Consider the following 22,310-nt stretch of genomic DNA (forward strand, 5'->3'; position numbering starts at 1 on the left):
CAAGTAAGTGATTCGGGTGCACGAGAGCCGCTAACAACGCTGTAGTGTCAAGGATGCTGGGTAATAGCAGGCCACAACCAAGCGGCCCCACGCACACCACTAGAATCGCCGTGAAGTGCTTTGCGCACCGGGGTCTGGCACTCACCACCAAATACCCATGGGCTGATTAGCGCGGGCAAGGTTGTATATAGCCGCTCAACATTGCTCATGCCACCTCCTAATACCACCACATCTGGGTCAAACAAGTTGATGACATGAGCTAACGACTTGGCAAAGCGCTGTTCATAATGGCTCATTGCTTGCTCTGCGATGGCATCCCCTTGTGCTACTAAGGCGATAATTTCGTGGCCTTTAAGCTGTTTGCCACTCATACGAAAATAATCTGTCGCAAAGCCGGTACCGGAGACAAAAGTCTCAATACACCCTTTTTTACCACAATAGCAGGCTACTTCCTGTTGATATTGCCGCTCTTCATCATTTTGCCACGGTAAAGGGTTATGGCCCCATTCACCCGCAATACCATTGCCGCCGGCATGTACCCGGCCATCAATAGCAATACCAGAGCCACAGCCGGTACCAATAATGGCCGCAAATACCAGATGTTTCCCCGCCCCCGCACCATCGGTAGCCTCTGATACCGCCAAACAGTTAGCATCATTTGCCAATCGCACTGGGCGGGAGAGTAGTTCTGATAAATCCTTATCTACCATCTGACCATTCAGCCACACTGAATTGGCATTTTTTACTTTGCCTGTAAACGGAGAGAGAGTCCCTGGGATACCCACCCCCACACTCCCCTGCTGGCCCGTCGCCTGCTCCGCATCTGCAACTAACGTTGCAATCGCCTGCAAGGTATTTTGATAATCGTGGCGGGGTGTATCAACCCGTTTACGAAATAACTCCTGCCCGTCGTTGGCCAATGCGATGACCTCTATTTTGGTGCCACCCAGATCTATACCAATGCGCATAGCGCTTTACCTCATTGACAGGAAAATTCATTGTTGGTGATAACCGATTTTATCAAAAAATAAGGCCCTGCTTGCCAAAAACGTGACGACAATAAGAATCTTCTTCTTTCAGTTTGGACAATACACCCCAGTGACACAATCTTTGTCGCCCGCTATTTTGCATTCTGTCGTGTTTGAATCCCTGTGGATTAAAATAGCGCTCAGCAGATGAGCGGTCGGCTCTGTTTTTTTCTTATTCTTTTTACTAGGGGCCGAGGCGTCAATTCGTTATCATGCCGCCCTGCGTTTGATTAACTCGCGCGCTCCAGGCGCGCCCGAGCCAGGGATAACACTATGTTGTGGTTTAAGAATTTAATGGTTTACCGTTTGAGCCGGGAAGTTTCACTATCTGCGGATGAAATGGAGAAACAGTTAAGCGCCCTCAGTTTCACGCCGTGTGGCAGTCAGGATATGGCAAAAACGGGCTGGGTATCACCGATGGGGTCGCATAGCGATGCATTAACCCATACGGTTAATGGCCAGATCGTCATTTGTGCCCGCAAAGAAGAGAAAATCTTGCCATCACCAGTGATTAAGCAAGAGTTGCAAGCCAAAATTGAGCGCCTGGAAGGTGAACAGCATCGTAAACTGAAAAAAACTGAAAAAGACGCATTAAAAGATGAAGTTTTGCACAGTTTATTGCCACGCGCATTCAGTCGCTTTAACCAAACCTTTTTGTGGATTGATACCGTCAACGATCTGATTATGGTTGATGCTGCCAGCGCTAAACGGGCTGAAGACACCTTGGCATTGTTGCGTAAAAGTCTGGGTTCCTTGCCGGTGGTACCACTGACCTTAGAAAACCCTATCGAGCTGACGTTAACCGAGTGGGTGCGTAGTAAAGAATTGCCCGCCGGATTTGCGCTGATGGATGAAGCTGAGTTGAAAGCCATTCTGGAAGACGGCGGCGTGATCCGTTGCAAGAAGCAGGATCTATTCAGTGATGAAATCGCAGTACATATTGAAGCGGGCAAGCTGGTCACTAAACTGGCACTGGATTGGCAGGAACGCGTTCAATTGGTTCTGTCCGATGATGGCTCACTCAAGCGCCTGAAATTCGCTGACACGCTGCGTGAACAGAATGATGATATTGATCGGGATGATTTTGCGCAGCGCTTCGATGCCGATTTTATTCTGATGACCAGTGAACTGGCCGCCTTAATTAAAAATCTGATTGAAGCCTTGGGTGGCGAGGCTCAGCACTAACTTAGGTGCATAACACAGCTTAAGCTGATATCGCCCTTTCGCGATGAGAGGGCGAGTATCCGAATTCTTTAGCTCAAATATTTACACAGATACGAAGATGCTTCAGCAACTTGCAGGTTAAACTCACTTTCCCCTGGAATGTAGAAGGTTTCACCTGGCTTAAACACTTCCCAGCCAGCCGAACCAGGAATCAGTACTTTTAAGCAGCCGGTGATCACCGTCATTTCTTCCGCTTTAGCCGTACTGAAGGTGTACTCTCCCTTTTCCATCACCCCAACGCTAGCTTGCCCAATGCTGTCACTGTCAAAACCAATAGATTTCACTTTCCCGGTAAAATACTCATTAAATTTCAGCATAGTTTTGTACCCGCGTCTTAATCAAGATTGAGCTTTCATATTAGGGTTTCTATAAACGCTCTGTCACTGATTATTATGGCGAAATGGGATCATCGCCGGATTCACTCCCGAAGTTGTGGATAAAGCGTACAATTTAGCGGCAAATTGCCCTATTGGGGCGGGTAAATAGCTGCCATATGGTTGAAAATTAGCCATAGCAAACACCTTCACAGTTCTCGTGAAGGCTCATTTATCGAAATAAGAGTGGCATTAGAGGTTGCGTAAGATGTACAGCGCCAGCGAGGTTTCAAAAATCACAATCAATATTGACCAGAACGCTGGCATAAAATTGGTGTGTTGGTGAATAAAGGATTTGAAGGTTTTCATCGGCCCGCCTTGATCGGCCTTGCCTTAAGGGGCATTTATCAACGCAAATGATTTACGCTGAAATGATTACGTAGATGATAATTGTACGCTTCGTATAATTATCAGGCAATAAGGTGGGCTAATTATTCATCGGATAAATTACGCTTACTTTCCCAGCTACTTTACGGTTTCATCAGTCAAAAGCTGCAAAATTTGTTCAACAACATCTTGCGGCGCTTGAGTCGCATCCAGCACATAGTGGGCAACCTCTTGATACAGAGCTTCCCGGCTAGCCAGCACATCCTGCATTTCCTCTACGATCGGTTTGCCTGTAAGACTTGGTCGCTGGGCATCTTCCGGGTCTTCGGCTAATCGTTCAGCCAACACATTCGCTGATGCGCGTAAATAGATAACCTGCCCATGCTTACGCATAAAAGTACGATTCTCAACAGCGAGCACCGCACCACCACCGGTTGCAACAACAGTTTTAGGCGCAGTGACAGCCTGTAGAGCCATACTTTCTCGCTGGCGGAAACCCTCCCAGCCTTCGCGAGCAACCACTTCAGCAACACTCAACTGTGAGGTTTGCTGCATAAACAGATCAGTATCTATAAAACGATATCCCAACGCCTGTGCCAACGCCTTCCCTACCGTTGTCTTACCCGCACCGCGCGCGCCTACCATGAAGATAGTCTGTGTCATTACTTGAAAGTCCTTTCGCATCAACTTCTGAGGATAAATTCTCGGCATCAAAAAATTGGCCACTATTGTCGACCAGCTAAATAGGATTAACACTCAGCTCTACACTGTAGATGCGAATCATACCGATAATTAAGGGTAGTGCAAACTTTACAGCATCGTAAAATTAACGATACACCATTAGCCATTCTACTTTACTGCCAACCTCCCAAAATTGCCCCTGCTGCGGTGGCAATCAATCTGGTTGGCAATAGACAAATTAGGTTTGAAGGATCCACTGTAACCGTCATAAAGAGAAACTTTCGGTGTCAGCTTATAGACCACACCGGTACGAGGGATCAATTGACTATCAGAGCTATCGGGATTGATGACGAAAGGCCGCCCTTTACCGGCAAAAGCATCAAACTGATCGAAACGTAAACCTGCCAGTACAACCTACTTATCTATCAGTTCAATTGAATTGGGAAGGCATTTGGATGAGAGCGAGAAGTCGCTGAAAGTCACACTCAAGCGTGTATTTGATCAATACGATTGGGCTTTTTGCCTGATAATCCTCTGGCAAACCAGAGGCTATTGCACAGGTAATATGAGGTGACTATCAAGGTTAGACCATTAACGGGGCTGACAAATATACACCAATGCAGGAGGGAAATTACGTACCACGCGTATCTTTTTCCACGTGAAATAACGAGATAACAGTGGCTCGGAAAGGTGGCTGTATTGAAATAAGACTAACACTCCGCTGTTAGCGCGTAAGCGCTGCTGAGTTTGCTGCAATATTCTAATACTGATCTTGGTTGGGATCGAGAGTAATGGCAAACAACAAAATACCACATCGTAATTCTGATCCAACTGTTCGGCTGAACGATCAGCTACCTGCAAACGTAAATCTTTGATCTGGTGTAATGCATGAACAAAGTGTGGCTGAATCTCGTAGGCCTGTAAGTGAGACTTTGCTGACATATGTGACAAAATACGCTTTGTCAGTACACCATCAGCAGCCCCTAATTCAGCAATATTAAGGTTTTGGGTCCAATCTACCTGATTCAACATCGCCTGACATAACCAAGGCGAAGAAGGAGCTAACGTACCAACGGTACGTGGTGAGGCAATAAAGCGCTGTAAATAGGAAAACTGACTTTTAAAATTACGCCGGACAGTGTTTAGCATAGCCTCTCCTCGGAAACCCGAATGGACCACAATAACACCTTATATTTATTAAGAGCGCATTAAGATTGCTCTAAGAGTTAATTATTTTTAGCAGATAAATTGATAGTACCGATGGGTAATAATGAAATGTACAGTCTTAGGTTAACAATGACCCACTATTGTTAACCTATTTTTAGAGTCTGATTAAAAAAATATTGCCATATCAATATAGTATCTAAATATTTCACTCACACTAACTTAGGCTTAGAACATTAACGATAAATCTCGGCACTGGCGTTGTAATGGCTGGAATCACCAGGGTTACTGATACCAATGACCCGATAGTGGCTGGCACCATCAGCGCTCGCTTTGGTATTCAATGCTGATTCCACATCCATGGGTGAACCGCTAACATTAGAAAGAGAAATCACCCCCATACTTTGCAATTTAGTGGCTTGTTCTGAGCTAATTTCTTGCGCGGCCAGAGTGGCGAATGAGGTGGTAGTAATAAGTGTAGCGATGATAACAGGTAATAGTTTCATAATATGCTCCAACTGACGGGTTATATGTAACGTCTTGGTGAGGTTAATTATGGGCGGACCAACGCAAGGTGACGTAATGCAATGTAAAGAAGCTCAATCATTGTGAGAGTAATAAGGAGAAAATAAATTAATTTGTGTCATTAGAAAAATAAATCACAAATATTTATGGGCAATCGTCGATGCATTAACACCGCCGCCTGCTGGTAGACCCTATATATTGCAAGATGCAGGCGGCTTGAAAGGTGATGGGGATCAGTCACGCTTTGCTACAATCATCATAATATCACTGGTAAATGAACCATCAGTTTGGATCTCATAATGCTTAATGACACCATCAGATGCTGATTTTTGTAACTCACGGATCGCGATAGCAAAATGCTGTGGAGTACGCATTCTGGCAATCCAACTACTGAACTCCAAATAGAGTCTATCGGAGGTGACCTCATTTATCACTAACCCGGCATCGGTCACTAGTGCCAGCCATTCGCCGGGAGAGTAATTTCGCACATGTGAGGTATCACGTAACACCTCCACGGTCTGCAAATAAATATCCAGCACCGGATGACCGGGGGAAACTACATCCATAAAGATTATCTTTCCGCCGGGGCGTAATACACGTTTAACTTCTCGTAATGCTTGGCCGACATCATGCCAATGATGGGCAGAATAACGGCTGATAACAATATCAAAACTCTGATCATTAAACGGCAATGACTCTGCTAATCCTTGCTGTACTTCAATATTAGTCAGTTCTTTATCTGTTGCCGCCTGACTGACCACTTGCAACATTTGCGCTGAAAGATCATAAGAAACTACAGATTTCACCACTGCCGCAGCGGTAAAACTGGCATGTCCGGCACCACATCCAAGGTCAAGTAAACGGGCATCGCCATCAGATTGCAATAGTGTAGCCAGACGCTGTAAATCTTTACCTTGAGCGTGAACCGCACTGGTCAGATAAGCATTGGCTTGATCGCCAAATTGCCGCTCAACGGCATCTTTATGGCTATTCTGCATGGTCATTACATCCCCTTTTATGGTTTAACCTTCTGATTTACTTTATGTATCTTATTTCCTACAAAACGTTACTATGTTTATCTCGAACTAAATCTACTATATACACAAAGCTATTGGAGTTGTAGGCAGACCGCAAGTAAACGCATCTCCATAAGCTTATTCAGGGGTGAGATCGCCGCTAACCCCCTTAGCACTTCAAATACCAAGGGAATATTATGGTCACACTCAGAGCAATGCATACCGAAGAGCTAAATGACTATCGGAATCTCTTTATTAGTGAGTATGCGCAAGATTTATCATCCAATAGTGGTTATAGCATCGAGCAAGCATTGGCTCATGCAACGCAAATTTTTGATGGTTACTTACCAGAGGGTGTTAATACTCCCGGTGACCGTCTGTATTGCATCGAAAATAAGGATGGCGAGAGCGATAATAACGCACTGGTGGGTTATTTATGGTACGGCCAGGCTAACAATGACAGTGCAGCTTTTATTAAAGATTTCTATGTTCTGCCGCAACATCAGCGTAAAGGCTATGGTTCTGCGTGTTTACAGGAATTAGAAAATATACTGGTCGCTCAGGGCATATTTGAGATAAAGCTGCGGGTCGCTGCGGATAATCCACAAGCTAAAAGATTGTATGAGCAAATGGCATTTGTAGTAACAGGATTTAATATGTCCAAATCACTGGCAAGAAAACCATAGGGATAAACTGGCGACTACGAGGCGAAAGACAATAAGCAGATGGCGCTTGCATCACTGCAAACGAAAAATAAAAGCCGGAACATCGGACTAACCGTTCATCAGATGGTGGCCTGCGTTAAACTGCTTTATCGTCGCCCATCTGTTGCAGTTGGTTTTTGTAAGATTTCACTTTTTGGCGTTTCTTCATCCAAATGGAAAACGATACAACAAAAATCCCGCCCGCCAGTGTTAACACACCTAACTCATGCTGATAAAACAGCATTATAATGAAATAGATAGCAGAAATGATTGCCACCCATTTAGCCGAATGACCAATAGAGCTTTTCTCATCAGTCAGACGGCGGATACTCTCTTCTTCGCTAATTCCCATGCGCTACCTCCTTAGTGACAAGTTTATAATATTGGGGCAGTTGCATGATAATTCAACATATTTTTCAGTTTTTATTTTGTTCAGTCAAGATAGTGCTAATTGACTACCCCGACTGAATCGATATTGGTTATAAAATAATAATCAGTTCGTATTCGCCACCATCCAGAGCAACTCGTACCCCGTCGGATTGATAGGCGAGTGCTAAACCATTCAATGTCGCCGAACTAATCCCCTGACAGCGCTGGGCCGGACTTTCAACACGAATAACATAGCGCGTGTTAGCCAGATTAACCGTCGCCTCAAATCCCGGCCAACTGGCGGGTATGCAAGGATTAATCACCAGTTCCCCGCCTTCACGCCGGATCCCCAGAATACCTTCCATACCCGCGCGCTGCATCCAGCCCGCAGAACCGGTATACCACGTCCAACCACCGCGCCCAACATGAGGTGCGACTGAATAGACATCGGCTGCGACCACATAGGGTTCGACTTTGTAACGCGCAATCCCCGCAGGGGTATTGCCATGATTTATCGGATTGAGCCATGCAAACAGGTTGCGGGCCTTATCCCCCTCACCTAATTCAGCAAAGGCTAAAATCACCCACATGGCAGCATGGCTATATTGCCCCCCGTTTTCCCGTAAACCAGGAGGATAGCCTTTGATATAACCAGGATCATCTGGCGTTTTGTCAAAAGGCGGAGTGAATAGCAGTGCCATCCCATCATCGGGACGAATAAGATGTTGCTCCAGTGAAGCCATTGCTTGTACGGCTCGTAGTGGGTCTGCGGCCCCCGATAGCACCGCCCACGACTGGGCAATAGAGTCAATACGGCACTCGTTGCACGCTTTAGATCCCAGCCAACTGCCATTATCAAAGGTTGCACGGCGATACCAGTCGCCATCCCATGCTTCCCGCTCTAATGCCTCGATTAAACCGCTGAGATGCTCCTGCCACTGCCTGGCCCGTCGAGGGTCACGCTTGCTCGCTAACGGAATGAACATTTTCAGCGTTGCCACCAGCAACCAACCCAACCAAACACTCTCCCCTTTTCCCCCTTCACCGACTCGGTTCATGCCATCATTCCAGTCACCGGTCCCCATCAGCGGTAAACCAAGCTCTCCGGTCAATTCAATGCATTGATCCAACCCTTTGGCACAATGTTCAAACAGTGAGGCGTTTTCCTGTGCCACCAGTGGCTGGAAGAAAGCATCGTGTTCGCCTGGGTGCAATATCGGCCCTTCGAGGTACGGTACTGTTTCATCCAGCACACCGCTATCACCGCTTGCAAGAATATACGTGGCGGTGGCAAAAGAGAGCCAAACCCGGTCATCAGAGATGCGAGTTCGCACCCCCTGCCCGGAGTGAGGCAACCACCAGTGCTGTACATCACCTTCGATAAATTGTCGCCCGGCGGCGCGCAATAGGTGATGTCGCGTCGTATCCGGTTGAACAAAGGTCAGCGCCATGCCGTCTTGTAATTGATCGCGGAAACCATAAGCGCCACTGGCCTGATAAAATGCCGATCTTGCCCAAACACGGCATGCCAGCGTTTGATAAAGCAGCCAGCCGTTGAGCATGATATCCATCTGTCGATCCGGCGTTTTCACCTGGATAGCCTTCAGCAAGGTACGCCAGTAATCGGTGACGTCACTCAACACCGCATCCAGATTTGCCGTACGGTAACGGGTAATTAAAGCTTGTGCCTCACTCACTGAAGCACACTGGCCGATAAACCACACCACCTCTACCTGCTCGCCCACCGCCAGTTCAATCGTTTGTTGCAGCGCACTACAGGGATCAAACCCGGCACCGGTCGTACCGGAAAGCGGTATTATTGCCGATAGGGCTAACGGTGCAGAGCTGTCTCGATAATGTCCAAGGAACTCGCTACGATCGGCGGTCCAGCTAGTTTGCTGTCCATTTAAGTCAGCGAAGGAAACTCTGCCGGGGAAGGCGGTGCTCCAGGGATTTCGCGCTAACATGGCACCGGTTGGTTCATCCATTTCGGTAATAATAAATGGCCCGGTCGCCCCGCGAGAGGTCGCCAGTACCCATTCGGCATAGGCGGTCACCGAGATACGACGTGGTTTATCCGACATATTGCGCAATGTCAGACGGGATATCTTGATAGGATCCGCCAGCGGCACAAATTGCAGCAGCGTCATGCCAATACCATTAGCCTGATGCTCAAACCGACTATAGCCATGACCGTGGCGAGCGATATAGGTGCCACCATCGCGGATCGGCTGTGCCGTAGGGCTCCAGAGTAGCCCAGAGTCTTCATCGCGCAGATACAGGCATTCGCCAGAGGAATCGATAACGGGATCATTGAGCCACGGCGTTATCTGGTTTTCTCGGCTATTTTCAGCCCAGGTATAGCCACTACCGGTAGCCGAAACCTGAAAACCGAAGGTCTGATTGGAAATTACATTAACCCAGGGCGCGGGGGTATTTTCCCCATCATTCAGGCAAGTTATATATTCCTGCCCTTGCAGGCCAAACCCTCCCAGACCATTAAAGAACTCCAGATTTTCAGGTAAGGGTAATAAGGTTGCCGTCGGCAAGTTAACCGGTTTGACCAGTGAGAAACTGACTTTCTTATCGGCTGTTAATAACTTTTTATCCTGTGCTAACAGGCGCTTATCTGATGTGAATAACTTTTTATCCGTTGCGAACAGCTTTTTATCCGAAGGAACAATTTTCTTGTCCAGAGTGAATAACAGATGGTTGAGTTGATTACCCAATGTGCCATAGCGGGCTGATAACACCACCCGAGCAACCGAACGGAGTAGCGATCGAGTCTCTGCACTCATCAGATCAGCACGCAAGGCATAGGCCGAACCTTGTCGTAGCTGATCACCCAAGTGTGGTCGTGACTGGCTACTGCGCACTGCGGTTTCTATAGCGATTTGCAAATCTTGTACATAAGAAGACGCCCGTTCATTGATGATAACCAGATCAACCGCCAAACGTTTCATGCGCCAGTATTCATGTGCGCGCAGTAATTGCCGCACCTGATCAATGTCTTCGATATCATCAATACGCAGCAGAACTATCGGCAAATCACCCGATATGGATTGAGTCCATAATACTGATTGGATCCCTGCACCACGTATGATAGTTGTCGATGGCGAACGGAAGCGGGCATCGGCATACAAAATAGGCGCGGCCAGTTGCTGAAAATCTGCCGCCTCCTCAGCTTTAATCTCCAAATGGCGTAACTGCACCTGTGCCTGGGTCCAGGCCAATGTTTTAGCACGGTCATACGCACTGCGGTCACGGTGTTTATCCACCATATCCAGCAAAGCTTCTTTCGATGAAGCAATCAGTGTCCAGAAGGAAACCGTAACGGTCTTACCCGCCGGTACCAGCAAGCTCTGGCGCAGTGAGAATATCGGATCCAGCACTGTACCCACGGTATTTGACAGTGCCACTCCCACTTGCATGGCAGCCGAGCTAATAACCCGGTTACCGCGACCAATAAACTTGGCCCGATCCGATTCATATTGCAGCTCACTCATCGGCAGGCCATCAGCAATCAAGAAATGCGCCGCCCAGACTTGTGGTTCTTGTGCTGTTCTGGGCCGCCGCGTCGCAATTAATGTACCCAATTCCGCCAGATATTCAGTAACCACAAACATTTTGGCGAATGCCGGATGTGCACTGTCTGCTGCGGCCGCAGTGAGTACCACCTCAGCATAAGAGGTCAGTTCAATCTCCCGCGCACGGCGGCCCGTGTTAAGTAACGAGATCCGCCGTACTTCACCATCATCTTCACTGGAGATAAGCACATCCATGGTGCTGGTCAGCGTACCGTCGCGGCAGATAAATTCGGCATGATCCTCACTGAAAATCACCTCACGATGGGCATTATCACTGGCGGCCAGTTGCGCCCCGGCAGACCAACTGCGGCCACTGCGTAAATCACGCAGGAAAATAAAGGAGCCGTAATCATCACAAGTAGCATCTTCCCGCCAGCGAGTGACCGCGACATCCAGCCATCGGCTGTAGCCAGCCCCCGCGCTGGTCAGCATCACAGCATAACGGCCATTGGATAACAGGTGAGTCACGGGTGCTCCAATAACCGGTGAGGACAAGCGGCGAATGGTTGGTAATGCACTGTCTGCCACCGCTGACAGCAACACCTCCTCGGTCCGAGGATAAGCAATCGCCACATTGCGCGGCATCCGCTCCTGCAACAGTAATTCGCAAGCCTGAACCATTGGCTCATGGTGAAAACGGTTACGCATCCGTCCTTGCTGTAAGGTATTGGCAATAGCAACAATGGTCATCCCCTGATGGTGCGCCATATAGTTGCGTACAATTACCACCTGCTGATGTTCCGGCAAGCGCGAGCGGGTGAAATCCAGTGCTTCATAGTAACCATAGCGGCCTAACGCACCCATCTCCGCCAGTTTTTCATAGTTTTGTAGCGCACCGTGTGGATCAATCATAGCTGCCAGCCCGGTAGCATAAGGCGCGATTACGGTATTTTCTGATAAACCACGTTTTAACCCCAACCCAGGGACACCAAAGTTAGAATATTGATAAGTAAACTCGATATCACGTGCACTGTACGCCGACTCAGAAATGCCCCACGGGATATTCAAGCTGCGGCCATAAGCCTGTTGCCGTTCAACCACCAGTTGATTCGTTTGTTCCAGCAAGCTGCCCGCCGGCGCGCGCATCACCAGTGAGGGCATCAGGTATTCGAACATCGAGCCAGACCATGAAATCAGCGCAGCCCCTTTACCAATCGGGGTCGCCGCTCGCCCCAGACGGAACCAATGACGAGTCGGCACATCGCCTTTGGCGATAGCAAATAGACTGGCAAGGCGAGCCTCTGAGGCCAGTAAGTCGTAGCAACTCGGATCAAGGCTGTTATCCACCAACGAATAACCGATGGATAACAATTTACGCTCGGGATCAAGCAGGAAAGCAAAATCCATCGCCAGCGCCATATGGCGGGATTCAGCAGCCAATTTCAACAACCGATCATTAACTTGCTCCTGCATCTCCTGCGTGAGTTGCTGGTCATATTCATGTTCAGCGGCCGCCAAAATGAGTACTTCAATCCAATAACTCAAATCAATAAATGCATTATCATCAATAGAACGTGCGACACCATGCACCATCGCTGAGGCTTTGACTAATAACGGTTTTAACGACAGCGGTAACATTTCAGCGTCACCGACCCCCTTTAAATCCATACGGATTTGTTCTAAAACCGCCCACAGCTTACGTTTAAAATCAGCATCACCCGCGGGTAACGCGTTAAAGGATATCTCGGCCAACAACAGGTTATCCATCAACCCCTTAGCGCCGTTAGTCGCCAGCGGTTCTGCCGCCCACTCTTCACAGGTATTGGCCAGCACAATCAAATGCCCGGCCAGGTTGCCACTGTCTACCGAAGAAACATAAGCCGGTTCCAGCGCCCGTAGATCCTGCGTGCCATACCAGTTAAAGAAATGCCCGCGGAAACGCGCCAGTTTATGAAAGGTTTCAAAGGTTGCTTCCAGCCGCACCAAGGTGCGATAGGTACCCGCCCAACCAAAATCGCGAGCAGCCACTGTCGAGAGTAAATACAATCCCATATTGGTCGGTGAAGTGCGGTGTGCCACCACCGGTTTTGGATCTTCCTGAAAGTTATCAGGCGGCAGCATGTTTTCATCAGGGGTAACAAAGGTTTCGAAGAAGCGCCAAGTGCGCCGGGCGGTCAGACGCAACTCGGGGATATCTTCCGCCGTTATCGGTTTATGTTGTGCTACCTGATGGGAACGGCTGACCCACAACGCGATGGCCGGAGCGAAAAACCATATAATGGCAAAGGGTAAAATCAGTGGCCAGGCCAAGGGCGAAACCATCAATGCAATGGCGGCCATCAGCAAACCTAATAGCGTTCCGCCCGCCATATGACGATAAAAACCGGCGACACCGGGGTGGGGTTTACCGGCAGATTGTGCAGCGGTGGTCCACTCCAGTAAATTACGATGGGTAATAAACAGGCGAATTAGCGTGCGGCCAATAGCATCAACCATCTGCCAGGCGTGGTCAGCCAGGAAAATCAATGACAACAACGTCTGACTGCCTGCTCGTTTAGTATCATCGAGTAAAGAACGTAAATGGTTACTCAGCCGAGTATTCTGAGCCGGCCATAATGAGAACAAAATGGGTAGAAAAGAGGGGAACGCGATCAGCAAGATGACTACCAACACCCCAACCCACGCAGCAGGCATGGGTAGCATCCAACTGCAACCCAGCAACATTAGCGCAAAGGGAGCAACCAGTGAGCGGCGCAAGTTATCCACCATTTTCCAACGGCCCAGCAATGGAACATTTTTGCTGTCTTTGTCGTTCCTGACCACCCAACGCAGTAATTGCCAGTCACCCCGCGTCCAGCGATGCTGACGCTTGGTAATTACGTCATAGCGGGCGGGTGACTCTTCCACCACTTCAATATCCGAAGCCAATCCGGCACGGGCAAAAATCCCCTCAAACAGATCATGGCTGAGTAAGGCATTTTCTGGCACCCTGCCGGCCAGCGAGGCTTCAAACGCATCGACATCATAAATACCTTTGCCGGTATAAGAGCCTTCGCCAAACATATCCTGATAAACATCTGAAACTGCGGCTGCGTAAGGGTCCATCCCCCCAGGACCAGAAAATACCCGTTGGTATAACGATCCACCTTTGCCCATCGGCAATGCCAGCGTCACACGTGGCTGAAGGATGCCATAACCATCGGTGACCCGCTGCTGGTCCGCACTAAAGCGTGGTTGGTTCAGCGGATGCGCCATTTTTCCAATCAAGCGCAGGGCAGCATCGCGTGGCAGTCGGGTATCGGCATCCAGCGTAATGACATAACGCACATCGGTTGGCACCTGTGGTTCACCGGCGGCGGTGGCAATAAATGAGGTGTCCGTCGCCCCCCGTAACAGGCGGTTAAGTTCATGCAACTTGCCCCGTTTACGCTCCCAGCCCATCCAGCGGTTTTCACTTTCATTAAACCTTCGCTGACGGTACAACAGCAGGAAGCGCGGCCCGGCAGGACCGGGGCCATATTGTTGATTAAGCCGTGCAATAGCCTCATCGGCTAATAGCAGTAGTGGACCATCACTCGGTATGACTTGCTGGTCTGCATCAACCCCATCCAACAGCAGAGCAAAGGTAAGAGAACCGATAGCCCCCGATAAATGGTGGACTTCTAGCTGCTCGATTTGCGCCAATAAATCACTTTTACTGGTGAGCAACGTGGGCACCACCACCAAGGTACGCAATCCATCCGGTACGCCACTGGTTAGCTCCAATCCCGGTAAAATCGTGGCACCAAAGCTCCAGGTGATAACGCGGTTTACCAGGGCAGTTGCCACATCTGTCGCAGGGATAAATGCGATTAAGGTAAATAATACCAGCCAGCCCGTCGCCAGTCCGGGGAAAGAGAGCGCCCACAGCGCCAATGCCAGTAATCCGGCAGTGACCAGAAAAATGGCTCCCATAAAACCGCCAACACCAAAGCTGACGCTCAAGCGGCTAAACCACAAACGTATTGAAGGACTGAATCTGAGTTGATTCTCCAATTCACGCCTTCCCGCCCCAATCAAGTGATAGCCTGGGTCACGGCAGCGTTCGACATTCTCTGGTTCTGCGGCCTCAGCTGTAGTTTGTGCGACTTGCAGGGCAAGAGCGGCAATTTCCAGTTCTGTGAAGGTGGAACCTCGGCATAATTGTTCGATGGCACTGCGGTACAGATTGCGGGTTTGAAAATCCATACTGGCGAAAGTGCTACCCTGGCGTAAGCATTCATCGACCAGGCTTACACTCTCAAACAGATCAGCCCAGTCAATATCCGAGATCAACCGCATACTGGTAATAACATTTCGGACCGAAACGTTAGATGCCCCCTGCCGTAGTTGAGCTCGTTGTACAACTTCACTAATCGATAGCCCTTGTAATTGAAGGCGATCTTCCAGCCAGCCCAATGCTGGCGTGGTGCGTGGGTCTTGATCACGTAACCGCTTTGCCAATTGAGATGCAAATTGCTCAGATAAAGGTTCACTGGATCGCACCGCAATATCAGACTCCAGAGCCAATCGGCTATCGCCGGCGTCCAATAAGCGATTCGCCAGCGCCTCAGCATCTGCCCGATCTTTACGACCTTGAGTTATCTGATCAGCCAGACGGCGTAAATTCTCTATCAGCACAATACGCAGCGTAATCGCCACCGCCCAGAGTTCACCAATCGTCAGCGGTTGAACACGCTGATACGCCATAATAAAACGGCATAATACATCCGGGTCCAGATGGCTGTCAGTGTGCGCCACAAAAGCCCAGGTAATGCCAAATACCCGTGGATAGCCAGCGAAGGGGCCGTCGGCCAGTTTCGGCAATTGACGGTAATAACCCGGCGGCAAATCATCACGGATCTCGCGGATCTGCTCTTCAACCAGATGATAATTATCCAACAGCCACTCAGCCGCAGGGACTACTGCGCGGCCCTTTTCCAGTTCTGCGGCACTGGCCCGATATGCTGCCAGCAGCGTATTGGCGTTATCATTCAGGCGGGCATGCAAAGTAGATACCCGTGGTGGGTGGGTAGTTATCGACTGCGCTTTGGCAAGGCTCTCAGCATGCTGTTCCAATCGCTCCACACTGAATAGTTCATCCCTTACAGGTGCAGTATCATGCCAAGGGGTAGTCGCTGCGGTGGGTGATCCAAGAATAGCCTTTAGAAATAATTTCATAGGTACCTTTCTGGTCGGGTGCTCATACAGTCTGATGGCAATCTGCATAATGAAAAGTCGGGAATAGCCGTTAAAAGGCGTATCCAAACGGATTGCTCAGGTGAGCTTCCTGAGCCGTGCGAGCCGCGTGATATTGAGCAGAAAACGCCTTACAGGCAGAATGCTGTCAAAAATGCCGAGTGAAGGTGGAAAGCAAAAGACGGATACACCAAAGTATCCAGTCATAAAAAAGGGGCGAGTAAAGGCTGACGATACGCAATAAACGTACGACAGCAAAAAAGCTGAATAGTATTAACTATAGCCCAAAGGAGAAATTAAGGATCAGGGCATAAAATGAGAGAAATAAATCAAAAGGTTGCATTAACAGCAGGTACTGTAATTTAAATACCTGCCGCCTTCCCACTATTACACAGACTGTTGGTAATCACCCCATACTTTCAGAAACTAGATGCTGTCTTGAAATTTTCGAGCCTTGGCAGTTTGCTGTTTCTCTAACTCAAAAATGGCGCGTTGCAGCCCTTTTTCTTGGATTGGACTCAGACGAGGAAATTTAAAACTCAAGCGTTGTACTGTGAGGGTTTCACCTTTGTTATTCACTACTTGTTTATCAATGGCCCGGATAAACTGCAGGTCCAGCTTAAAAACACCAAAACCACATAAATCCACTGAGGCATCTCGTAAAATACCGCATTCCTGAAGGGGGAACTCACTGCCTTTCACTGCATACAGCCCCATGCCCCCCAGGGAAATATCCCCTAATGTGTACGAGAAATTACTGCCATCAGTGAATTTCCCAGAACAATAATAAGGCGGCCATTGAGGGATGTTTACACGAAAATATTCCCGCCGTTGGATAAAATAAAGCTGCTCAGGAATAGCCGTGCTAAAGGCAGGTAGTGATAAATATTTTATTTCTTTCAGTGAATTACAAGTAAATTCAATTTTTGCGCCCGTAGGTTCTGCAATAATAGTCAATTGATTAGCAGCAAGGGCCAGACGGTTCTCGTGTTCTACACTACCAAAATCAAAAATAAACTGATTCGTCTCAGGTACCACATCCAGAATACGGCTGATAAATTGTCCGCGCGCATGCATAACCATCACTGCGGTATCGTTCTTCTTTAAATCTCGAAGAATTGCACAGATCGCTAATTTATTCGTTTTGACAAAATTTTCTTTAGACGTTTCGCTCACCTGCCATTCCCCATCTTTAATTTATTGCTCTGGCTACCCAGATTATTTTAATGAGCATATAAGTATCAATATGGTTATCGGCAGATGTTTGAATTACTTTAATTTTTTTTATAAAAAAACCGAAAGCTTAATTTCCACCCCAGGATTTCAAGATATAAGAAACCCGCATAGGCTTTGAATACGCTGTTGGGCTGAACCAGACCAATATCCTTTACAACTAATCTTAAACGGAGAGCACTAGAGAGAGAACGTGGCAATTGATAAAAATTTGTGATCCAGGCTACATTAAATCATCAGTCTGACTTGTACATTATTAACGCTCAAATTAGACATTTGAGTCATTTTTTATACCACTTGAATTTTAATAATTAATTATCAATGAATTACAAAAATATTCATGATAAAACCGCCCTCTGAATAGGTATAAAAATGGTATATAAAAATCTGGTAACAAATATTCGAAAATTAATAAATCATCAGGATATTTCGCTGGGTGATTGCTTACCATCAGAAATTCAGTTAGCAGAGCGTTTTGGCGCATCACGAATGACAGTCAGAAAAGCACTGGATGTCTTAATTCAAGATGGTTTACTGGAACGGCAACAAGGGCGAGGGACATTTATTATCGGGAAAGATCTTAAACATGATAATAATCATCTGAACAGTTTCACCGAACAGATGAAAATGCTCGGCAAGACACCACATACTGAAGTTTCTGAGTTCAAAATTATTAGGGCATCGCAAGACATTGCCAGCCAGTTAAATATCAATCAAGACGATAAAATATATTATATCAAACGATTACGTTATGCTGACAAACAGATTATTCAGATAGAAGAGAGCTATCTGCCGGTCTCTCTGATGCCGGATTTAACGTACCATCATCTTGAATCATCTAAATATGATTTTATTGAAAAACACGCTAATTATCAGATTGAAGGTTGCCGGCAGACATTTTTACCTATTGTCGCCAGTCAGGAGTTTGCCCTGCAACTCCATTGCGATCCACGTACCCTGCTGCTGCAATTACTCGCCGTATCCAATGGAACTGACGGAGTCGTGGTAGATTTTTCGGTGATAACCTTTAATCCGGTTGATTATAAAGTCAGTTACTATCTCAAACGCCATCCGCTAGATTAAAGGGTTGATTAGTGCATTAATCCTTTTTATCAGTAGATTAATGCACCAGAAGAAATATCAATAAGCCTAGCCCGGTAATAAACTACCCAAACCAATAAACAGCCCGGCGATTGTGGCACTCATCAGATTAGATAATGTTGCCGCCAGCAGTGCACGGAATCCTAAGCGCGCAATTTCAGATGATCTTTCGGGTGCAACAGCACTGAAAGCGCCCACCACGACAGCAATTGAGCCAAAGTTGGCAAAACCACACAACGCAAAAGAGATAACTGCAATCGTTTTTACATCTAATGTCGCTATGGTTTCTTTCAGATAAGGAGAGAAACTCAAATAGGCTACGAACTCATTAATGGCTAATTTCTGGCCGATAAAACCACCCGCCAGTGAAGCATGTTCCCAGGATACGCCCATAATATAAGCCAGAGGCGAGAACACATAACCAAGAATACTTTCCAGACTGAGCTGTTCGAAACCAAAGATGCCACCAATACCACCAATAATGCCGTTAATTAACGCAATCAATGCAACAAACGCCATCACGACGGTGGCAACCCCAACCGCAATTTTCAATCCCAGCATCGCGCCACTGGCTGCCGCTTCAATAATACTGGCAGGGCGTTTGTCACTGAATGTCATCTCGTTGAATTCAACTTTTGACTCTTCTGTCGCCGGGCTGATAATACGCGCAAATAATATCCCGCCAGGGATAGCCATTAACGAAGCAGCCAATAAATATTCAATCGGGACCCCAAGCCCGGCATAGCCCACCAACATAGAACCTGCAATGGACGCCATACCGCTACAGATGACGGTAAACAGTTCATTACTGTTCATCTTATTAATAAAGGGTTTAACCACCGCTGGGATCTCATTCTGACCAAGGAAGATAGTGGTGACAGCGGCAAATGACTCTACTTTACTGATACCGAGTAACTTTTGAAATATAGAACCGAGAATATTAATTAGCCATCCCATAATGCCGAGATAATAAAGAATAGAAATTAATGAAGTGATGAAAATAATGGCCGGCAAGACATGAAAAGCAAAAACAAAACCGGCGCCATCAAATAACTCATTCATTTTTGGGCTAACTAAACCACCAAAAATAAATGCGCTACCTGCGTCACTATATGAAATAACCCTATTCACTGTATTAGCAATCGAAGAGATAAACCACTTTCCAGCAGGAACATAGAGCATGACTGCACCCAATGTTATTTGCAATAATAATGCAGCCCCAACGGTCCGTAATCTTATCTTTCTTTTATTTACTGAAAAAACATAGGCGATAAACAATAAAATGCACATCCCCGCCAAACTACGCAATAAATCCATAAATCCCCCGAAGTACCTCGAAGTTCCTATATAGATAGCTCATGCTCGAAAAGGTGCCCCTCGGACAACAAATGTGTCAGGGCACCTCAAAGATATGAGCAAGTATTTTGTAATAAGGACAATATTTAAAGCGTGTTACCGTTCTTTATTAAATAATGCTCTGATAGGAGCAGGCAATTTTGGCAGCTAACTGCGCATTATTAAATACCAACTGTATGTTAGCGTTTAAACTGTCACCACCGGTTAATTCAGCTACTCTGGCCAACAGGAATGGCGTACTTTCTTTACCAATAACCCCCTGCTCTTCTGATTCTTTTACTGCCTGATTAATGGCAGCGTTGATCATCTCTTCGGGTAAAGCATATTGTGGTGGGATGGGGTTGGCAACAACCATTCCTCCACGCAGGCCGATACTCCATTTGGCATTCATTGCTGCCGCAATTTGCTCAGCACTGTCTAAGGTAATACTGACCTCAAACGGGCTGGTCCGACAGAAAAAAGCGGGCAGTGACCGAGTCTGATAACCAATAACTGGCACCCCATTAGTTTCCAGATATTCCATGGTTAGACCTAAGTCCAAAATAGATTTAGCGCCGGCGCAAACCACCGTGACATTAGTTTTCGCCAACTCCTGTAAATCGGCGGAAATATCAAATGTGGTGGCAGCACCACGGTGTACACCACCAATACCACCGGTCGCAAAAACCTTAATCTTCGCCATTTGTGCAATAATCATGGTGGAAGCCACGGTTGTGGCACCATGTTGTCCATTTGCTATCACAAAAGGCAAATCACGGCGGCTGACTTTCATAATGCTATGGCCTTCCTTGCCCAGCAATTCTATTTCGTCACGGGATAGGCCCGCTTTCATTCGGCCGTTTATAACGGCAATAGTGGCAGGCACAGCGCCATTCTCACGAATTTTCTGCTCTACCAGTAACGCTGTTTCTACATTTTGTGGGTAAGGCATCCCATGAGAAATAATGGTAGATTCTAATGCGACGACGGCTTTATTTTGCGCCAAAGCCTGTGCAACCTCTGGTGATATATCTAAATAAGATTGTGCCATTGCGTTATTTGTCATGGTTGTAATTCCAATAGTTTTTTAACACTGCCATTTGACAGATTGGGGTTATTAGTCAGTTCCGAAGAGAGCGTTAATGCTGAGCACCCTTGAGCAAAACGGATACTCTCAGCAAATTCCATGTCATCCAGCCAGCAACTTGCTAAACCAGACATCATCGCGTCTCCGGCCCCGGTAACATTCACAATGTTGATATTCAGTGGCAATGACCAGCCAACCTGGCCATCAATTTCACTGAAATAAACCCCCTCTTTTCCCATACTTAATGCCAGGCGCTGGACGCCTTGTTGGTGAAACCAGTGCGCCACCACCGGAATATCATCGTGGCTGTTAATTTTCATGCCACTGAGTATCTCTGCTTCCAGACGATTAGGTTTCAGCGTGTGAATATGGGATAACCAGTTTTTAATTCTGGGTGCTTTGAATGCTGAAACCGTATCGACGAATACAGGAACATTACCGGCATTGGTAAATATCCATGAGAGGGCTTCTTCGGTTAAATTACAGTCGACGACTAATATTCCCGCGTGTTGAATTATCTCTTTGGTGGTTGCTAATAATGACGGCGTTAGTTTTTCTAATATGCGCATATCATTAATCGCCACCAACATTTCGCCACCATCATCGAGTAACGAAACATAAGTAGAGGTATTTTCACCGTGCAAACTGTGGCAATTACTGACATTGACACCGGCGCGTTTAGCCTCATCAATCAGGGTCGCACCATAAAAATCATCACCCACCACCGAGATGAGATGGCACTCTTTGCCTAATAGCGCAATATTTTCAGCAATATTTCGCCCAACACCGCCTGGGGTGCATTTTATTTTCCCTGGGTTGGAATCTTCATAAATGAGCTTACTGGCTGCATAACCACAAACATCCATATTTACCGAGCCAACCACCACCACATAACTGTGCTCAGATAATATATATCCCTTTCCTTTGATATAACCTTTTTGCATTAAATTCATAATGTGACCCGCCACCCCCGAGCGACTAATGCCTAGAATATCGGCAATTTCTTGCTGGGGGATCAATGGATCTCGTCTCAGAAGCTGCAATATTTGTTTTTCTCGGCTGGTCATAATGGACACTTGTTTGTTTTTAAACATGTGCTTGTTTTATTATTTTGACTAAATAGAGTAAAGCGTATTTTATTACTCTATTTCAAAGTTGAGAGAACGATCGTAAGCGTGTTTTCAAGCAGTTACAGCACATTTTCTGTGAGGTAACTCAAGTTCTTCCGATAGGAAAATAAGTTTTAAATAGTAATATTCTTACAGGAAGGATATTCCACTAAAAATAAAGATAGATAATCAAGAGGATAACAATACACACAGAAGCAACCCAACAAGTGTTTGGTTGCCTATTTTTGGGGAGGTAAATTGATGAATAGCCATAAACGCGTTACATCAA

16 protein-coding genes and 1 pseudogene are annotated in these 22,310 nt (G+C 47.0%); 3 read left to right on the forward strand and 14 right to left on the reverse strand.

Annotated features, from left to right (window positions below; genetic code table 11):
• Positions 1–47 precede the first annotated feature (47 nt).
• A complete protein-coding gene (gene mak / locus V1956_RS20460; protein ID WP_372558171.1) occupies positions 48–968 on the reverse strand; it encodes a fructokinase in 921 nt (306 codons plus the stop codon).
• Positions 969–1,301: 333 nt separating this feature from the next.
• Between mak and rdgC the strand changes: the two genes are divergently transcribed.
• Positions 1,302–2,213, forward strand: a complete 912-nt coding sequence (gene rdgC / locus V1956_RS20465; protein ID WP_083160093.1) for a recombination-associated protein RdgC — start codon at positions 1,302–1,304, stop codon at positions 2,211–2,213.
• A 68-nt stretch (positions 2,214–2,281) separates the two neighbouring features.
• Here the strand turns inward: rdgC and ppnP are convergent, their stop codons facing one another.
• The 7 genes and pseudogenes from ppnP to V1956_RS20500 all read right to left on the reverse strand — a co-directional run bounded on the left by ppnP (position 2,282) and on the right by V1956_RS20500 (position 6,327).
• Positions 2,282–2,569 (reverse strand): pyrimidine/purine nucleoside phosphorylase, encoded by a 288-nt coding sequence (gene ppnP, locus V1956_RS20470; protein WP_005189270.1) that lies wholly within the window; start codon positions 2,567–2,569, stop codon positions 2,282–2,284.
• A 63-nt stretch (positions 2,570–2,632) separates the two neighbouring features.
• On the reverse strand, positions 2,633–2,764 hold the full coding sequence (locus tag V1956_RS20475; RefSeq protein WP_372558169.1) for a hypothetical protein: 132 nt from the start codon (positions 2,762–2,764) through the stop codon (positions 2,633–2,635).
• Positions 2,765–3,091: 327 nt separating this feature from the next.
• Positions 3,092–3,616, reverse strand: a complete 525-nt coding sequence (gene aroL, locus V1956_RS20480; RefSeq protein WP_372558168.1) for a shikimate kinase AroL — start codon at positions 3,614–3,616, stop codon at positions 3,092–3,094.
• A 184-nt stretch (positions 3,617–3,800) separates the two neighbouring features.
• A pseudogene (locus V1956_RS20485) lies at positions 3,801–4,081 on the reverse strand (TonB-dependent receptor domain-containing protein); the annotation flags it as partial.
• A gap of 144 nt (positions 4,082–4,225) precedes the next feature.
• Complete coding sequence (locus tag V1956_RS20490; protein ID WP_083160097.1) at positions 4,226–4,783, reverse strand: class I SAM-dependent methyltransferase; 558 nt, start codon at positions 4,781–4,783, stop codon at positions 4,226–4,228.
• 251 nt (positions 4,784–5,034) lie between these two features.
• Entirely contained in the window at positions 5,035–5,304 is a 270-nt protein-coding gene (locus V1956_RS20495) for a YdgH/BhsA/McbA-like domain containing protein (protein WP_372558167.1), read from the reverse strand.
• A gap of 252 nt (positions 5,305–5,556) precedes the next feature.
• Positions 5,557–6,327, reverse strand: a complete 771-nt coding sequence (locus V1956_RS20500; RefSeq protein ID WP_372558166.1) for a class I SAM-dependent methyltransferase — start codon at positions 6,325–6,327, stop codon at positions 5,557–5,559.
• A gap of 209 nt (positions 6,328–6,536) precedes the next feature.
• Here V1956_RS20500 and V1956_RS20505 point away from each other — a divergent pair, with 209 nt between their 5' ends.
• Positions 6,537–7,025: a GNAT family N-acetyltransferase gene (locus V1956_RS20505; RefSeq protein ID WP_420071184.1), complete on the forward strand. Its 489-nt coding sequence runs from the start codon at positions 6,537–6,539 to the stop codon at positions 7,023–7,025.
• Positions 7,026–7,140: 115 nt separating this feature from the next.
• On the opposite strand, the gene V1956_RS20510 is transcribed toward V1956_RS20505, so the two are convergent.
• The 3 genes from V1956_RS20510 to V1956_RS20520 all read right to left on the reverse strand — a co-directional run bounded on the left by V1956_RS20510 (position 7,141) and on the right by V1956_RS20520 (position 17,332).
• Entirely contained in the window at positions 7,141–7,395 is a 255-nt protein-coding gene (locus V1956_RS20510) for a hypothetical protein (protein WP_083160103.1), read from the reverse strand.
• A 127-nt stretch (positions 7,396–7,522) separates the two neighbouring features.
• Positions 7,523–16,138, reverse strand: a complete 8,616-nt coding sequence (locus tag V1956_RS20515) for a GH36-type glycosyl hydrolase domain-containing protein (protein ID WP_442825605.1) — start codon at positions 16,136–16,138, stop codon at positions 7,523–7,525.
• 444 nt (positions 16,139–16,582) lie between these two features.
• Positions 16,583–17,332: a flagellar brake protein gene (locus tag V1956_RS20520; RefSeq protein ID WP_372558163.1), complete on the reverse strand. Its 750-nt coding sequence runs from the start codon at positions 17,330–17,332 to the stop codon at positions 16,583–16,585.
• Between the two features lie 429 nt (positions 17,333–17,761).
• Between V1956_RS20520 and V1956_RS20525 the strand changes: the two genes are divergently transcribed.
• Positions 17,762–18,472 carry a GntR family transcriptional regulator gene (locus tag V1956_RS20525; protein WP_083160109.1) on the forward strand — a complete coding sequence of 237 codons (711 nt, stop codon included), beginning with the start codon at positions 17,762–17,764 and terminating at the stop codon, positions 18,470–18,472.
• Between the two features lie 66 nt (positions 18,473–18,538).
• Here V1956_RS20525 and V1956_RS20530 read toward each other — a convergent pair whose 3' ends face one another.
• The 3 genes from V1956_RS20530 to V1956_RS20540 all read right to left on the reverse strand — a co-directional run bounded on the left by V1956_RS20530 (position 18,539) and on the right by V1956_RS20540 (position 22,006).
• Positions 18,539–19,807, reverse strand: coding sequence for a NupC/NupG family nucleoside CNT transporter (locus V1956_RS20530; RefSeq protein ID WP_372558162.1), 1,269 nt, complete (start codon positions 19,805–19,807; stop codon positions 18,539–18,541).
• Positions 19,808–19,955: 148 nt separating this feature from the next.
• Positions 19,956–20,891 (reverse strand): pseudouridine-5'-phosphate glycosidase, encoded by a 936-nt coding sequence (locus tag V1956_RS20535; RefSeq protein ID WP_372558161.1) that lies wholly within the window; start codon positions 20,889–20,891, stop codon positions 19,956–19,958.
• A complete protein-coding gene (locus V1956_RS20540; protein ID WP_372568751.1) occupies positions 20,888–22,006 on the reverse strand; it encodes a PfkB family carbohydrate kinase in 1,119 nt (372 codons plus the stop codon). The genes V1956_RS20535 and V1956_RS20540 overlap by 4 nt, the downstream gene beginning before the upstream one ends.
• Between the last annotated feature and the right edge of the window lie 304 nt (positions 22,007–22,310).

Origin of the sequence: Yersinia sp. 2540 StPb PI (assembly GCF_052217165.1) — a bacterium.
GTDB lineage: Bacteria > Pseudomonadota > Gammaproteobacteria > Enterobacterales > Enterobacteriaceae > Yersinia > Yersinia enterocolitica_E.

Bases quoted from the DNA above. Each gene is read 5' to 3' on its own strand.
- V1956_RS20515 (WP_442825605.1), bottom strand. From the start codon at position 16,138: ATGAAATTATTTCTAAAGGCTATTCTTGGATCACCCACCGCAGCGACT.
- V1956_RS20525 (WP_083160109.1), top strand. From the start codon at position 17,762: ATGGTATATAAAAATCTGGTAACAAATATTCGAAAATTAATAAATCAT.
- V1956_RS20535 (WP_372558161.1), bottom strand. From the start codon at position 20,891: ATGACAAATAACGCAATGGCACAATCTTATTTAGATATATCACCAGAG.
- V1956_RS20540 (WP_372568751.1), bottom strand. From the start codon at position 22,006: ATGTTTAAAAACAAACAAGTGTCCATTATGACCAGCCGAGAAAAACAA.
- V1956_RS20495 (WP_372558167.1), bottom strand. From the start codon at position 5,304: ATGAAACTATTACCTGTTATCATCGCTACACTTATTACTACCACCTCA.
- mak (WP_372558171.1), bottom strand. From the start codon at position 968: ATGCGCATTGGTATAGATCTGGGTGGCACCAAAATAGAGGTCATCGCA.
- ppnP (WP_005189270.1), bottom strand. From the start codon at position 2,569: ATGCTGAAATTTAATGAGTATTTTACCGGGAAAGTGAAATCTATTGGT.
- V1956_RS20505 (WP_420071184.1), top strand. From the start codon at position 6,537: ATGGTCACACTCAGAGCAATGCATACCGAAGAGCTAAATGACTATCGG.
- V1956_RS20510 (WP_083160103.1), bottom strand. From the start codon at position 7,395: ATGGGAATTAGCGAAGAAGAGAGTATCCGCCGTCTGACTGATGAGAAA.
- V1956_RS20500 (WP_372558166.1), bottom strand. From the start codon at position 6,327: ATGACCATGCAGAATAGCCATAAAGATGCCGTTGAGCGGCAATTTGGC.
- aroL (WP_372558168.1), bottom strand. From the start codon at position 3,616: ATGACACAGACTATCTTCATGGTAGGCGCGCGCGGTGCGGGTAAGACA.
- V1956_RS20490 (WP_083160097.1), bottom strand. From the start codon at position 4,783: ATGCTAAACACTGTCCGGCGTAATTTTAAAAGTCAGTTTTCCTATTTA.
- V1956_RS20530 (WP_372558162.1), bottom strand. From the start codon at position 19,807: ATGGATTTATTGCGTAGTTTGGCGGGGATGTGCATTTTATTGTTTATC.
- rdgC (WP_083160093.1), top strand. From the start codon at position 1,302: ATGTTGTGGTTTAAGAATTTAATGGTTTACCGTTTGAGCCGGGAAGTT.
- V1956_RS20475 (WP_372558169.1), bottom strand. From the start codon at position 2,764: ATGGCTAATTTTCAACCATATGGCAGCTATTTACCCGCCCCAATAGGG.